We start from the raw sequence: 14,739 nt of genomic DNA, 5'->3' as shown, positions 1-14,739 counted from the left end.
AGCATTGTGATGAGTACTGAAGACAAACGCATACGCGAGCTGGCGCATCAGATCTGGGAGTCTGAAGGTAAACCCCATGGCGAAGACGCACGCCACTGGGAGATGGCGCGCAAGCTGGCCGAATCTGAAGCGCTGACGCCGAGCAAACCCAAGGCGGGCGCCAAGCCCAAGGCCGCCCCCAAGCCGCCGGCCAAGGCCAAGCCGCCAGCCCCCGCTGCCGGCAAGCCGACGCCACCAACGGCGAAAAAACCACCGGCGCCGAAAAAGCCCAAGCCTTAATTCCATCAACCTCCCGTCGACGTGTCGGCGGGAGGTCATTTCATCACACAGATTGTCAGCTGTATGTTCGTCAGCACGGCGACGTTCGGCCCGAAAAAGACCCTGCAGGAGCAACTTCAATGAGCAAACCCGACAAAAGCCAAGCGACGCCGGACCATGAGCCGTCGCGGATTCGTGAAGGTTTGCCCTTCCCACTCGGCGCGACCTGGGATGGCCTGGGTGTCAACTTTGCGCTGTTTTCGGCCAATGCCACCAAGGTCGAACTCTGCCTGTTCGATGATTCGGGCGAAGTGGAACTGGAGCGCATCGAGCTGCCGGAATACACCGACGAAATTTTCCACGGTTACTTGCCCGACGCCCATCCAGGGCTGATTTACGGCTATCGCGTCTACGGCGCATACGACCCGGCCAACGGCCATCGCTTCAACCACAATAAATTGCTGATCGACCCCTATGCCAAACAACTGGTGGGCGAGCTCAAATGGTCCGAAGCGCTGTTTGGCTACACCATCGGCCACCCTGACGACGACCTCAGTTTCGACGAGCGCGACAGCGCGCCGTTCGTGCCCAAGTGCAAGGTCATCGACCCCGCGCACACCTGGGGCAACGACCAACCGGTGCGGGTGCCGTGGGACCGCACGATCATCTATGAAACCCACCTGCGCGGCATCAGCATGCGTCACCCTTCGGTGGGCGAATCCGTGCGCGGCACCTGCGCCGGGCTGATGGAAGACGACGTGCTCAAGCACATTCGCCAGTTGGGGATCTCGTCGGTAGAGCTGCTGCCGGTGCACGCCTTCGTCAACGACCAGCACCTGCTGGAAAAAGGCATGACCAACTATTGGGGCTACAACAGCATCGCGTTCTTCGCCCCCGACCCGCGCTACCTGGCCAGCGGCAAGATCGCCGAGTTCAAGGAGATGGTCGCGCACCTGCACGAGCAGAAGCTGGAAGTGATCCTCGACGTGGTCTACAACCACACCGCCGAAGGCAACGAGCGCGGCCCGACTCTGTCCATGCGCGGCATCGACAACGCCTCGTACTACCGGCTGATGCCTGACGACAAGCGCTTCTATATCAATGATTCAGGCACCGGCAATACCCTGGACCTGAGCCATCCGTGCGTGCTGCAAATGGTCACCGACTCGTTGCGTTATTGGGCCAACGAGATGCACGTCGACGGCTTCCGCTTTGACCTTGCGACGATTCTTGGCCGTTACCGCGACGGTTTCGACGAACGCCACAGCTTCCTCGTGGCCTGCCGCCAGGACCCGGTACTACGTCAGCTCAAACTGATCGCCGAACCGTGGGACTGCGGCCCCGGCGGCTATCAGGTGGGCAATTTCCCACCGGGCTGGGTGGAATGGAACGACCGTTTCCGCGACACCGTGCGTGCGTTCTGGAAAGGCGACGACGGCCAGCTCGCGGACTTCGCCGGGCGCATGACAGCCTCCGGTGAAATGTTCAACCATCGTGGCCGTCGCCCCTACAGCTCGGTGAACTTCATCACGGCCCATGACGGCTTCACCTTGCACGACCTGGTGTCGTACAACGACAAGCACAACGAAGACAACGACGAAAACAACCAGGACGGCAGCAACAACAACCTTTCCTGGAACCACGGCGTCGAAGGCCCCACCGACGACCCGGAAATCAACGCGCTGCGCCTGCGCCAGATGCGCAACTTCTTCGCCACCCTGCTGCTGGCCCAAGGCACGCCGATGATCGTGGCCGGTGATGAGTTCGCCCGCACGCAACATGGCAATAACAACGCGTATTGCCAGGACAGCGAGATCGGCTGGGTCAACTGGGACTTGGACGATGACGGCAAATCGCTGCTCAAGTTCGTCAAGCGCCTGATCAAACTACGCCTGGCGTACCCGATCCTGCGGCGTGGGCGCTTCCTGGTGGGCGACTACAACGAAGACATCGGCGTGAAAGACGTGACCTGGCTCGCCCCCGATGGCAATGAAATGACCACCGAACAGTGGGAGGACAGCCATGGCCGCTGCCTGGGCATGTTGATGGATGGCCGCGCCCAGGAAACCGGGATTCGCCGCGCCGGCGCCGATGCGACCTTATTGCTGGTGGTCAACGCGCACCACGACCTGGTCAATTTCCGCCTGCCGCCGGTGCCCGAAGGTGAGTTCTGGACCTGCATGCTCGACACCAATGACATTGCCGTGCGCGGTCAGGAGCGTTTTGATTTCGAACACGAATACGCGGTGACCGGCCGCTCGCTGTTGTTGTTCGAGCTGCAGCGCGAAGACGAGGTATGACATGGCTTTGCATGGATTCCTTCAAGGCTACCGGGGCTATGCGGACACGCAGGCCCTGGGCGAGGCCCTGAAGGCGCTTCAGGAGGAAGGCCTGGACCAACTGCCGTTGCCCGGCAGCGGCCAGACGTTGGCACGCTTCAGCCGCCTGGCCCAGGTGGCCGGGCATGACCTGCGCCTGTGCAAGTTATTCGAAGGCCACACCGACGCGTTGGCGATCATTGCCGAGCTGGACAGCCCCCTGCCGCCCTTGGGCAGCACGTGGGGCATGTGGGCCGCCGAACCGCCGAATGCAAAAGTGCGCGTGCGGCGCGACGGCCATCGACTGATCGTCGACGGTCGCAAAGCCTGGTGTTCCGGCGCGGCGGTGGTCAGCCATGGGTTGCTGACGGCGTGGGACGAGGAGGACCGCCAGCAGTTGGTGGCGGTGCAGATGCGCACGCCGGGGGTCACGGTGACCGATGAAGGCTGGCATGCGGTCGGCATGGCCGCTACGGGCAGTGTCGAAGTGCTGTTCACGGAGGCCGCCGCCATTGCGGTCGGCCATCCGGGTGACTACCTCAGCCGTCCCGGCTTCTGGCAAGGCGGGATAGGGATTGCCGCGTGCTGGTATGGCGCCGCCCAACGCCTGGCAGAAGTGTTGCGTGAACAATGCGCCAAGCGCCCGGAGCCCCATGCCCTCGCCCACTTGGGCGCCGTCGACAGTGCGTTGAACGCGGCCGCCTGCGTCTTGCGCGCCAGCGCCGAGCACATCGACCAGGAGCCCAAGGCCGATGCCCGCGCGCTGGCCCAGCGGACGCGGGCCTGCATCGAGGACACGGTCACACAAGTGATGCACCACGTGGGCCGTGCGGTCGGTGCCGGGCCTTATTGCAAGGACCCGCACTTTGCACAGCTGATGGCGGATTTGCCGGTGTACCTGCGCCAGAGTCACGCTGAACGTGACTTGGCCGGGCTCGGTGAGCTGGTTGCCGGCGAACCCACGGGCAGGTGGCAATTATGAAACCCAACCCGATTGTCGGCCAAGGCACGCCGCTGCATCGCTGGCAGACGTCGCCACGGATGGCCGAGTTACCAGAGATCAGCGTCGAACAACTGGTGCCTGAGGGCCATCGCGCAGTGATCATCGCGCCCCATCCGGATGATGAAGTGTTGGGTTGCGGCGGGTTGCTGCAAGGTCTGGCCGCGCTCAGCCGGCCCATACAGCTGATCTCGGTGACCGACGGCAGCGCCAGCCACCCCGGCTCCCGGCGCTGGCCGGTGGAGCGCCTGAGTGTGGTGCGGCCACAGGAATCGGCGCAGGCCCTGCATCGGCTGGGGTTGCCGTTGCACAGCCTGAAGTGGTTGCGCGCTGGCTTCAGCGACAGCCAGGTGGCAGCGCGGGAAGATGAATTGAGCGCGTTTATCCAACGCTACCTCAAGCCCACGGATGTGGTGTTCACCACTTGGCGCGAAGACGGCCACTGCGACCACGAAGCCGTCGGCCGTGCCAGTGCCAAGGCAGCCCAGGCAGCGGGCGCCACGCTGTATGAGTTGCCGGTGTGGACCTGGCACTGGGCAACCCCCGAAGACCGCCAAGTGCCGTGGCATCGCGCGCGCAAAATCCCCCTGAGCTGCGAGACCGTGGCCCGCAAGCGTCACGCCATCCATGCCTTTGCCAGCCAGTTGGAAGGTGACCCGCAGATCGGCCTGGCCCCCGTGCTGGCCCCCTATGTGCTGGAGCGTCTGCTGCAGCCCTTTGAAGTGGTATTTGTATGAGTGTGGCCACGCCGTATTTCGACCAACTGTTCGCCGAAAACGACGACCCCTGGGCGTTTCGTCAACGCTGGTACGAGCGACGCAAACGTGCGCTGACCTTGGCCGTACTGACGCGGCCGCGCTACGCCGCCATCTTTGAGCCGGGCTGCGCCAATGGCGAATTGAGTTTCGAATTGGCCCCGCGCTGTGATCGCCTGCTGTGCTGTGACACCGCCGCAGCCGCAGTCAGTCTGGCGCGCAGCCGTTTATTGGGGTTCCCCCATGCCGAGGTGCAGCAACGCCGCCTGCCGGAACAATGGCCGACGGAACGGTTCGAGCTGATCGTGCTCAGCGAGCTGTGTTACTACCTCGACGCCGACGATCTGGGCCGCGTGATCGACCACGCGCTCGCCAGCCTGACCGACGACGGTCAACTGCTGGCGTGCCACTGGCGCATGCCAATCGAAGGCTGCCCGCAGACGGCCGAGCAGGTGCACGCCCTGCTCCACGAACGACTGGCCATGCCGCGCCTCGCCAGCTACCACGAACAGGATTTTCTCCTCGACCTGTGGTGCCGCGATGGCACCTCGGTCGCTCGCCATGAGGGCTTGCGATGATCGGCGTGCTGATCCCGGTACATAACGAAGAAACCCTGTTGGCCGAGTGCCTGGACGCTGCATTGATCGCGGCCTGCCACCCCGGCTTGCAGGGTGAAGCGGTGCAGATCCTGTTGGTGCTCGACAGCTGCAGCGATGGTAGCGCCGCCATCGCGAGGGCCTACCCGGTGCAGCATCTGGAAGTACGGGCGCGCAATGTGGGGCATGTGCGCGGCGTCGGTGCGCGGCACTTGCTCAATCAGGGCGCCCGCTGGATTTCCTGTACCGACGCCGACAGCCGCGTCGCACCGGACTGGCTGGTGGCGCAGTTGGCGCTGAACGCCGATGCGGTATGCGGCACGGTGACGGTAGATGCCTGGAGCGAAGACTTCGACCCGGCCGCACAGATCCGCTATCTCCAGGGCTACGAGGCGCGGGACGGGCATCGGCATATCCACGGCGCCAACCTCGGGGTCAGCGCAGGTGCTTACATTCGCGCCGGTGGTTTCGAACCCTTGGCCTGCGATGAAGATGTGCAACTGGTGCGCAGCCTGGAACGCTGCGGTGCCTCGATTGCCTGGAGCCACTCGCCCCAAGTGATCACCAGTGCGCGCCTGGACGCCCGCGCCCAGGGTGGGTTTGGCGATTATTTGAAGAGCCTGGTGCACGCGCCGTGAAAAATTCCACATTGCAAAATGTGAAAGCGGCGAATCCTTGTCTATGCTGAAAACGCCTTGCTGGTCATTCAGGGTTGAATGACCACGCACCACCACGGCGGAGTCTGTGGTGAATAAATAGAGTCGTCCCGTCAACGGGGCACGACCCAGCACCAATCGACAAGGATGTAATTCTCATGAAGCCTGCCTCCCTCAGTGAAGGCCGTCGCGGCCCCGCGCAAATCTGGAACAGCGCACCGCAGCTGGCGCAAATCGCCCCTATCTCGGCAACCTCGTTGGTCCCCGCCGGCGCGCGCGTGGTGGTCATCGCCCCCCACCCCGGCGATGAAGTGCTGGCCTGCGGCGGTATGCTCCAGCTGCTCAGCACCCTTGAATACCCGCTGCAACTGATCTCCATCACCGACGGCAGTGCCAGCCACCCCGGCTCGCATGTGTGGCCGGCCAGCCGCTTGAGCGTGGTGCGGCCCCAAGAAAGTGCCGAAGCGCTGCGTCGCCTGGGTATGCCCATGCACAGCCTGAAGTGGATTCGCGGCGGTTTCTGCGACAACGCCCTGGCGGCCCGTGAACCGCAACTGAGCCAATTCATTGCCCGTTACCTGCAAGCCGGGGATGTGGTGTTCACCACCTGGCGCAACGACGGCAACCCCGACCACGACGCGGTCGGTCGCGCCAGTGCCAAGGCATGCAATCTGGTCGGTGCGCAGCTGTATGAGCTGCCGATCCGGGCCTGGCACTGGCCCGCGCGTGACAGTGCGATCATCCCCTGGCAACGGGCGCGCAAGGTGCGCCTGGATACCTGGAGCGTGGCGCGCAAACTCCACGCGACCCATGCCTATGCGAGCCAGCTAGTGGGTGACCCGCTGATCGGGCTGGCGCCGACGCTGGCGCAGGTGCTGTTGGAACGCATGCGCGAGCCTTACGAGATCGTGTTCGCGTGAGCCGCTCACTCGTCTGTACCTGTTATTTCTCACAGTAGCGCCACCAGAGATGTCCGTCTAAGGTGCAAAAAGCGCTGCACAGGTTCAGGTGCAGTCGAGAAAGCCATGCCAACCCTTTGCATTGGGCGGTGTTTTCAGATTCAGGTAACCCGTTGTCCCTGTTCCGTATCGCGCGTGACGTTGTCATGGTCTGACCAGCGCCTGGTTTTGCAGGTGCCTGGGAAATATTCCCCTCTATCGAGGACGGATCATGCGTATACGGACATATTCCTGGTTGTATCTGCTCGCATTGGCGGTGTCGCCGCTCGCTTCCTACGGGGCGTGCACCATCAACAATACGGCTGGCGACGACACCTCAGACTGTGACAGCGCCACGGCGCCGGGCTTTACCGACACGGCAGGCAACAACACGCTTAATATCACCGCGACAGGCCGGATCACCGGTAACGTGACCTTTGGTGGCGGCAACGACCTAGTGGACGTGACCGGGCCGAGCGCCGGGATAGATGGCTCACTCAACCAGGGTGACGGCGCGAATATCTTCCGGATCAACATGGGCAGTATCACGGGAAGTGTGACCCAAGGCGCGGGGAGTGACATTGCACAGATTACCGGAGGGCAAGTCGGCGCCGTCTTCCAGGGCGCAGGTGTCGACAGCTACGCCCAGAGCGGCGGGGTCGTCGAGTCCCTGGCTCAGGGAGATGGACTGGATGATTTTTTCATGAGCGGCGGCACTATCAGCGACGCTTTCGAGGATGGCGACCGCGCCAAGATGAGCGGCGGGACCATCGGCCGGGTCGATATGAAGCTCGATAACAACGTGTTTGATATGTCTGGCGGCAGGATCATCCGCAACCTGGTGACCGGTTTCGGCAATGACACCATCCTGATCTCGGGTACGGCCTTCGTAGGCGGCAATATCAGTGTCAGTGGCGGCAACGATGTCGTGAACGTCTCGGGTGGCGAAGTCAACGGGCAGATACTGCTCAGTTTTGGCAACGATCATTTTGGCTGGTCGGGTGGGAGCCTGCATTCGTTCGTGCTGATGGGCGCGGGGGACGATAGCGCGTTGCTGCAAAACCTGGTCAATACCCAACTGGTCGGCGCGCAGCTGATAGATGGCGGCCTGGGTGTCGACACGCTGACCCTGGACAACACCAAGGCAGGTGACCCGGGGCTGTTTCCCAACTGGGAAACCATCCGACTGGATAACGCCTCGCAGTTGACCTTGGGCGGAACGCTGAAACTGGGTGACAGCGCGACAGCCACCGGCACCCTGAGCATTGATGGTACCAGCGAACTGCTGGTGAGCACGGGGGTGATCGATTCGTTTACCTCTGGCGAGTTGGTCAACGTCAATAACAGCGGGGTCATCAATATGACCACCGGCAGTTCCACCGCGACCGATACCCTGACGATCAATGGCAACTACAGCGGCAACGGCGGCCAACTCGCGTTGCAAAGTGTGTTGGGCGGCGACGGCTCGCCCAGCGACAAACTGGTGATCAGCCAGGGCACTATCCAGGGCAGTACGAACATCCACGTGACCAACCTCGGCGGCGCCGGTGCAGCGACGCTGCAAGACGGTATCCTGGTGGTACAGGCAGTCAACGATGCCGCCGGCAGCGGCACCGCCTTTACCCTCGTCGGACCGGTGTCTGCCGGCGCGTTCGATTACTCCCTGTTCAAGGGCGGCGTCACCGCCGGTACCGCAGAAAACTACTACCTGCGCACGACCATCCCGGTGACGCCGACGGACCCGGTGATTATCGCCCCATTGCCGGTGCCCGTGCCCGGTGAGCCACCGCTGCCCACCAACCCCGGAGTGACCCCAATTCCGATCTACCGCCCGGAAGTGCCGATCTACGCCGCATTGTTTCCCGCCGCACAGCAACTGGTGCAAGGCATGCTCGGCACGTTTCATCAGCGTATGGGTGACCAGAGCCAGCAACAGCAAACCGGCGCATTGGCCGCGGGCTGGGGCCGGGTGTATGGCAGCAGCAGTCGCCAGAGTTTCGCCGGCACCGTCAGCCCGACGCTGGACAGCTCGGTGACAGGCTTCCAGGTGGGCACCGATGTGTACGCCAGCCCGCTGGGCAACGGCCAGCAGCGCGCCGGGTTCTTCGTCGGCCACAGCCGCCTCAAGGGCAACGTCAAAGGTTTCAATGGTGGCTGGGAGGACAAGGCCGCGGGCAAGACCACCTTGCGCGGCGATAGCCTGGGAATCTACTGGACGCTGATTGGCGCGAACCAGGCCTACCTGGACCTGGTATTGATGGGTACGCGCTTCAATGGCAACAACGAGTCTGACCGGGGCGTGAAAATGAAAACCCGTGGGCGCAACGTTACGGCCTCAGCCGAAGTCGGCTGGCCGATCCCGATCACGACCAACTGGGTCGCGGAACCCCAGGCTCAGGTGATCGCCAGCAAGACCAAACTCGATAGCCAGCACGACGGGATTTCCGATGTGTCCTACGACGCCGACACCAACCTCACCACGCGCCTGGGGATCCGCCTGCGGGGCGACTATCAAGTGCGTGGCATGCCGCTGCAGCCTTATGTCAGGGCCAACGTCTGGCACAACAGCGCCGGGCAAAACACCGTGACCTTTGCCGACGTCACCGACATCGACACCGAGCAGAAGTCCACCACCCTGGACGTGAATGTCGGGGCCACGCTGAAGGTGGCCACGGGCATTAGTGTTTACGGCGAGATGGGCTACAACCGCAACCTGGACAGCAACACCTTCAACGGCCGCCAAGGGACGGTTGGCCTGAGAATGGAGTTCTGACCTGGTAGACAATCGCCAGCCAGACAAACCAGGCCGGCATCACGCACAGCGCCAGGCGTGTATCCGGCCGCAACGCCAGCAGGCACAGCACGAATGCCAGAAACCCGAGGCTGAACCACGCCATCGGCACGCCGCCGGGCATTTTGTAGGTGGAGGCGGCATGCAGGTCGGGGCGTTTTTTGCGATAGGCAATATAGGACGCAAGGATGGTCGACCAGGTAAAAATCACCAGGATCGCCGAGACCGTCGACACGATAGTGAAGGCGGTCATCACCTCCGGCACGACAAACAGCAGGACCAGGCCGAGCAACATCAACAGCGTGGTAAAGGCCAGACTCATAAATGGCACGCTGCTGCTCGACAATCGCCGGAAGATACCCGGTGCGTCGCCTAGGTCAGACAAGCCGAACAGCATCCGGCTGGCGGAAAACACCCCACTGTTGGCCGATGACGCCGCCGAGGTCAGCACCACGAAATTGACGATCCCCGCCGCTGCCGGAAACCCGGCCACCAGGAACAACTCAACGAACGGGCTTTTGCTCGGCGACACCTGGTGCCACGACGTCACCGCAATGATGCACGCCAATGCCAGCACGTAAAACAGGATGATCCGCAGCGGAATCGAGTTGATCGCCTTGGGCAAGGTCTTCTCCGGTGCGCGGGTTTCGGCGGCTGCGGTGCCGATCAGCTCGGTGCCGGCAAAGGAAAAGATCGCCATCTGGAACCCGGCAAAAAAACCGAACAGGCCATTGGGGAATGCCGCCTGTTTATCCAGCAAGTGACTCAACGACGCGGTAACCCCGGTGGGCGAAACAAACGAACTGGCGATCAGCACCGCGCTCACGCCAATCAGGGTGACCACAGCGATAATCTTGATGATCGCAAACCAGAATTCCACTTCGCCAAACAGCCTGACCGTCAGCACATTCAACGCAAACAGCGTCAACAGCATGCCCACGGCCGGTATCCACGCCGGCACGTCCGGGAACCAGTACTGGAAAAAGCCGCCGACCACCACCGCGTCCCCCACCACCGCCACGCTCCAGCTCAGCCAGTACGACCAGCCGAGAAAGAACGCCGCGCGCGGCCCCAGGTACGCGCCGGCAAAGTCGGCAAAACTCTTGAAGTTGAGGTTGGACAGCAGCAGTTCACCCATGGCGCGCATCACGAAATACACGAACAGCCCGATGATCATGTAGATCAGGATGATCGAGGTGCCGGACAGCGCGATGATCTTGCCGGAGCCCATGAACAGGCCGGTGCCGATCGCTCCGCCCATGGCCATCAGCTGGATATGGCGGTTGCTCAGGGTGCGTTGCAATGCAGGCTTTTCACACAGTCCGGGCGTGGTTGTTTTCATCACAAAACCTCTTGTTATGTTTTTGAGTTTTGGCAGAAGAAAAATGCTGCGGTCGTGGTTATCAGGCGGTCCGGCTTTCGAAACCGTGCAACACGTTGACGGCATTGATGCCGATCTCATCGACCATGTAGCCGCCTTCCATCACGAACAGCGTCGGCACGCCCACGCTGGCGATGATCTCGCCCATGCCGAGGAAGTCGTCGCTGTCGAGCAGGAAGTGGCTGATGGGGTCGTCCTTGAACGTGTCGACGCCGAGGGAAATCACCAGCACGTCAGGGGCGAAGTGTTTTAGCCGCTGGCACGCATCGATCAGCGCGGTTTTGTAGCGATCCCAAGTGGTGTTTTTCGGCAGCGGATAATTCAGGTTGAAGCCCTCCCCGGCACCCACGCCGCGCTCGCTGCCAGCGCCGGAAAAGTACGGATAGGACACCGCCGGTTCACCGTGCAGGGAGATGAACAACACGTCCGGGCGGTCGTAGAAAATATTCTGCGTGCCGTTGCCGTGATGGAAATCCACATCCAGTACCGCGACGCGCTTGGCGCCCTGGGTGATGGCCTGTTGCGCGGCAATCGCGGCGTTGTTGAGGTAGCAATAACCGCCCATGTATTCGCGGGCCGCGTGGTGACCGGGTGGGCGGCACAGGGCGAAGGCGCTGTGGTGGCCTTCGTCGATCAGCGCCAGGCCGGTGAGCGCGATGTCTGCGCTGGTCTTGACCGCGTTCCAGGTGGTGGCGGTGATCGGCGAACCGGCGTCCATGGCAAAGAAGCCCAGCTTGCCGTCGATGAAGTCCGGCACCTGCTGGTTAGCCAGGTCACGCACCGGCCACACCAGCGGTAATGCGTCATGGCTGCGGCCGATGGCCGTCCATTCGGCCCAGGCGCTTTCGAGAAACGCCACGTAGCGCTCGCTGTGGGCATTGACGTAACAGGCACGGTCGAAGGTACGCGGCACGATGATATCGCCTAGCCCGACGAACTGGACGCGGTCACGTACGGTGTCGGCGCGGCTCGGTTGCTCGAACGATGGCTTGAGTACGCCATCCTTCAATTCGGTGCCGTGGTGCAAACGGTGGGCATCGCTGAAAACAGTCAACATGTGTAGATATCCGCCAGTGAAAGTCAGGCTCTATTTTGTTCTGGCAGTTCGGGACTTTCTTTGCTTTTACTTCTGGCACTGGTAGCTTTATCGGGCGTTTTTACCCCACGCCCGAGCAGATATGAAAAATAAAACCAAGCAGGTCGTTCTTGATGACACCGATCTCGCCATCCTTGCCTTGCTGCAGGAAGACGCGAGCATTTCCAATGCCCAACTCAGCGAGCGCCTCTCGCTGAGCCTTACGCCCTGCTGGCGTCGCCGCAAGCGCCTGGAAGAAGAAGGCGTGATCAAGGACTACCAGGCCAACCTGGATCGCAAGCTGCTCGGCCTGGACATCCTGGCGTTTGTGCATGTGCGCTTTGCCATCCACACCGACCACGCGCCGGACGCCTTTGAAGCGGTGATCAAAGAGCTGCCCGAGGTGCTGTCGTGTCACAAGATCACGGGGGATGCCGATTACCTGTTGCAGGTGTTGGCGCAAGATCTGGACAGCTACAGCGAGTTTGTCGAAAGCGTGTTGAGGCGGCAGTTGGGGATTGCGTCGATCCAGTCGAGCCTGGCGCTGCGCGAGGTAAAAGCGACGAGCCGGGTGGCGATTGGGACGCGCGATTGAGCCCGGTACAAAAGCGTTCAACAGCGGCAAGTGATGGCTAATTGCCTATCGCGCGCATGTGAAAAATTCGTTAACTAATTCTCCCCAAAGGCTTTTTCCTACAGAATCAATCTGGCACACTGATGCGAATAATTATCAACACTTTTATTATTCGCCAGGGACGGCACTCTAGGGGAGAGTCCGTTCCATGTCTGTGCACCCATCCGGCGGTAAAGGTTTTACACCCAGTTTGATTGCGTTGGCGGTCTGCCTGGCTACCTCGCACGCGGCCCTCGCCGCCGAAGCCGCGGCAACCACGCTGGAACTGGGCGCCACCCAAATCTCCGGCGAACAGCAGTTGGGCGAAACCACCGAGGGCACGCAGTCCTACACCACCGGCGCAATGAAGACCGCGACCAAACTGCCGCTCACCCTGCGTGAAACGCCACAAGCCGTCACCGTGATTACGCGCCAGCGCATGGATGACCAAGCGATGACCAGCATCAACGACGTGGTCAATGCCACGCCAGGGCTGTTCCTGAACTACTCCAACGGGCCAGGTCGGCAGTCCTACACCTCACGCGGTTTCGACATCGACAACCTGATGTACGACGGCATTCCGAGCGGCTATAACGGCGCTTCAGTGGGGGCGCAGCCAAACCTGGCGATGTTCGACCGCGTTGAAGTGGTACGCGGCGCCACCGGCCTGGTGACCGGCGCGGGCAACCCATCGGCTGCCATCAACCTGATCCGCAAACGCCCACTGGATGAACAGAAAGTCACCCTCACCGGCGCCGCTGGCAGCTGGGACGACTATCGTGGCGAACTCGACGCCTCCAGCCCGCTCAATGACAGCGGCACCTGGCGCGGTCGCGTCGTCACCTCCTACCGCGACGCCAATAGCTTCATCGACAACGCCGAGGAATATCACGGCCTGTTCTATGCCGTCACCGAAGCCGACCTGGGCGAAAACACCACCCTGACCCTCGGTTATTCGAACCAGAAGGACAAGACCAACTATTTCTGGGGCTCCTCGATGATCGGCCAGGACGGCCATCACCTCGACCTGCCCCGCTCCTACAACCCCGGCACCGACTGGGAAAACAAGGACCAGGAGGTCAACACGGTCTTCGCCGAACTGCGCCAGAACCTGGCCAACGACTGGAAGCTGCAAGTCAACGCCAACTACGCCGAGCAGAAAGCCTTGTTCTCGGGCTCCTACCAATCGCGTTGGGCGGCGGACAAGTCGCTGGGACGAACCGTCTACCAAGCCGCCTACGACGAGAACCAGGCCGGCGTCGACGCGTTTGTCAGCGGCCCGTTCCAGGCATTCGGGCGCAGCCATGAGCTGGTAGTCGGCGCCAGCCGCCGCATTTACGACATGACCAGCCACGACTACAGCCCGTACGACACCAATTGGCCGATCAACGCCGGCAAACCGGACTTCGTGCACACCTCCGACACCCGCGAAATCACCACCCAGGACGGCGTCTACGTCACCACCCGCCTGAGCCTGGCGGACCCGCTGAAGCTGATCCTCGGCGGGCGCCTGGACTGGTACGACTACGATGCCCACGGCAGCAACAGCGGCGACTACAAAGTCACCCGCAACCTGACGCGCTACGCGGGCTTGATCTACGAGCTGGACGACAATCACTCGGTCTACGTCAGCTACAGCGACATCTTCACGCCGCAGAGCGCCAAGGACATTTCCGGCACGCCGGTCAAGCCAATCGTCGGCAAGAACTACGAGGTCGGCGTCAAGGGCGAATACCTGGGCGGCGCGCTGAATGCGAGCGTCGCACTGTTCCGTGTCGACCAGGAAAACCGTGCTAGCCAAGTGACTGTGCAGAACTGCCCGCAGACGGAGTGCTATGAAGCCTCCGGCGAGATCCGCAGCCAGGGTATCGACTTCGAACTGCAAGGCGCCCTGACCGACAACTGGCAGGTCGGCGGTGGCTACACCTACGCACGGACCCACACCATCAAGGATGAAGCCAGCCCGGAGAAGGTCAACAAGCAGTACGACACCGACACCCCGGAGCATCTGTTCAAACTGACCACCCGCTACAACCTCCAGGGCCCGCTGGAAAAATTCCGCGTGGGCGGCAACATCTCCTGGCAGAGCCGCATGTACAACGACATCAAACTGGCTGACGGCAGCACCTACCGCCTGCAACAAGGCGCCTACGCCGTCACCGACCTGATGGCCGGCTACAGGGTCAACGACCATCTGGACCTGCAGCTCAACGCCAACAACATCTTCGACCGCAGCTACTATTCGTCGATTGCCAACTCCGTGAGCTACGGCGGCGACTCGTACGGCAACCCGCGCAACATGATGCTGACGGCCAAGTACAGCTTCTGACCCTCATCAAGGCTGCCCGCTCGGGCAGC

Annotated in this window: 12 protein-coding genes; 10 read left to right on the top strand and 2 right to left on the bottom strand. The window is 62.1% G+C overall.

Annotation, left to right across the window (positions count from 1 at the left end; all coding sequences use genetic code 11):
- Positions 1–9: 9 nt before the first annotated feature.
- The 8 genes from NDJ82_RS06980 to NDJ82_RS06945 all read left to right on the top strand — a co-directional run bounded on the left by NDJ82_RS06980 (position 10) and on the right by NDJ82_RS06945 (position 9,294).
- Positions 10–279, top strand: a complete 270-nt coding sequence (locus NDJ82_RS06980) for a DUF2934 domain-containing protein (protein WP_250925180.1) — start codon at positions 10–12, stop codon at positions 277–279.
- Between the two features lie 119 nt (positions 280–398).
- Positions 399–2,558, top strand: coding sequence for a glycogen debranching protein GlgX (gene glgX / locus NDJ82_RS06975; RefSeq protein ID WP_099585297.1), 2,160 nt, complete (start codon positions 399–401; stop codon positions 2,556–2,558).
- A gap of 1 nt (position 2,559) precedes the next feature.
- A complete protein-coding gene (locus NDJ82_RS06970; RefSeq protein ID WP_250925179.1) occupies positions 2,560–3,558 on the top strand; it encodes an acyl-CoA dehydrogenase family protein in 999 nt (332 codons plus the stop codon).
- Entirely contained in the window at positions 3,555–4,313 is a 759-nt protein-coding gene (locus NDJ82_RS06965) for a PIG-L deacetylase family protein (RefSeq protein WP_099585299.1), read from the top strand. The genes NDJ82_RS06970 and NDJ82_RS06965 overlap by 4 nt, the downstream gene beginning before the upstream one ends.
- A complete protein-coding gene (locus NDJ82_RS06960) occupies positions 4,310–4,909 on the top strand; it encodes an SAM-dependent methyltransferase (RefSeq protein ID WP_250925178.1) in 600 nt (199 codons plus the stop codon). Before NDJ82_RS06965 ends, NDJ82_RS06960 begins: the two co-directional genes overlap by 4 nt.
- Positions 4,906–5,565 carry a glycosyltransferase family 2 protein gene (locus NDJ82_RS06955; RefSeq protein ID WP_191959029.1) on the top strand — a complete coding sequence of 220 codons (660 nt, stop codon included), beginning with the start codon at positions 4,906–4,908 and terminating at the stop codon, positions 5,563–5,565. The genes NDJ82_RS06960 and NDJ82_RS06955 overlap by 4 nt, the downstream gene beginning before the upstream one ends.
- A gap of 176 nt (positions 5,566–5,741) precedes the next feature.
- A complete protein-coding gene (locus NDJ82_RS06950; RefSeq protein ID WP_099585302.1) occupies positions 5,742–6,503 on the top strand; it encodes a PIG-L deacetylase family protein in 762 nt (253 codons plus the stop codon).
- A 250-nt stretch (positions 6,504–6,753) separates the two neighbouring features.
- Positions 6,754–9,294, top strand: a complete 2,541-nt coding sequence (locus NDJ82_RS06945; protein ID WP_250925177.1) for an autotransporter family protein — start codon at positions 6,754–6,756, stop codon at positions 9,292–9,294.
- Here the strand turns inward: NDJ82_RS06945 and NDJ82_RS06940 are convergent.
- Positions 9,251–10,654, bottom strand: coding sequence for an amino acid permease (locus NDJ82_RS06940; protein WP_099585304.1), 1,404 nt, complete (start codon positions 10,652–10,654; stop codon positions 9,251–9,253). The genes NDJ82_RS06945 and NDJ82_RS06940 overlap by 44 nt on opposite strands.
- 61 nt (positions 10,655–10,715) lie before the next feature.
- Positions 10,716–11,750, bottom strand: coding sequence for a histone deacetylase family protein (locus NDJ82_RS06935; protein WP_112195517.1), 1,035 nt, complete (start codon positions 11,748–11,750; stop codon positions 10,716–10,718).
- A 121-nt stretch (positions 11,751–11,871) separates the two neighbouring features.
- Between NDJ82_RS06935 and NDJ82_RS06930 the strand changes: the two genes are divergently transcribed.
- Entirely contained in the window at positions 11,872–12,363 is a 492-nt protein-coding gene (locus tag NDJ82_RS06930; protein ID WP_099585306.1) for an Lrp/AsnC family transcriptional regulator, read from the top strand.
- A gap of 187 nt (positions 12,364–12,550) precedes the next feature.
- Positions 12,551–14,710, top strand: coding sequence for a TonB-dependent siderophore receptor (locus tag NDJ82_RS06925; RefSeq protein ID WP_250925176.1), 2,160 nt, complete (start codon positions 12,551–12,553; stop codon positions 14,708–14,710).
- Positions 14,711–14,739: the final 29 nt, after the last annotated feature.

Source organism: Pseudomonas sp. SR18 (genome assembly GCF_023701505.1).
Classification (GTDB): Bacteria; Pseudomonadota; Gammaproteobacteria; order Pseudomonadales; family Pseudomonadaceae; genus Aquipseudomonas; species Aquipseudomonas cyclaminis.
This window is presented reverse-complemented; position numbering and strand designations above follow the sequence as displayed.

Excerpts from the sequence above, each read along its gene's own strand:
- NDJ82_RS06980 (WP_250925180.1), top strand. The coding sequence starts at position 10 with ATGAGTACTGAAGACAAACGCATACGCGAGCTGGCGCATCAGATCTGG.
- glgX (WP_099585297.1), top strand. The coding sequence starts at position 399 with ATGAGCAAACCCGACAAAAGCCAAGCGACGCCGGACCATGAGCCGTCG.
- NDJ82_RS06970 (WP_250925179.1), top strand. The coding sequence starts at position 2,560 with ATGGCTTTGCATGGATTCCTTCAAGGCTACCGGGGCTATGCGGACACG.
- NDJ82_RS06965 (WP_099585299.1), top strand. The coding sequence starts at position 3,555 with ATGAAACCCAACCCGATTGTCGGCCAAGGCACGCCGCTGCATCGCTGG.
- NDJ82_RS06960 (WP_250925178.1), top strand. The coding sequence starts at position 4,310 with ATGAGTGTGGCCACGCCGTATTTCGACCAACTGTTCGCCGAAAACGAC.
- NDJ82_RS06955 (WP_191959029.1), top strand. The coding sequence starts at position 4,906 with ATGATCGGCGTGCTGATCCCGGTACATAACGAAGAAACCCTGTTGGCC.
- NDJ82_RS06950 (WP_099585302.1), top strand. The coding sequence starts at position 5,742 with ATGAAGCCTGCCTCCCTCAGTGAAGGCCGTCGCGGCCCCGCGCAAATC.
- NDJ82_RS06945 (WP_250925177.1), top strand. The coding sequence starts at position 6,754 with ATGCGTATACGGACATATTCCTGGTTGTATCTGCTCGCATTGGCGGTG.
- NDJ82_RS06940 (WP_099585304.1), bottom strand. The coding sequence starts at position 10,654 with ATGAAAACAACCACGCCCGGACTGTGTGAAAAGCCTGCATTGCAACGC.
- NDJ82_RS06935 (WP_112195517.1), bottom strand. The coding sequence starts at position 11,750 with ATGTTGACTGTTTTCAGCGATGCCCACCGTTTGCACCACGGCACCGAA.
- NDJ82_RS06930 (WP_099585306.1), top strand. The coding sequence starts at position 11,872 with ATGAAAAATAAAACCAAGCAGGTCGTTCTTGATGACACCGATCTCGCC.
- NDJ82_RS06925 (WP_250925176.1), top strand. The coding sequence starts at position 12,551 with ATGTCTGTGCACCCATCCGGCGGTAAAGGTTTTACACCCAGTTTGATT.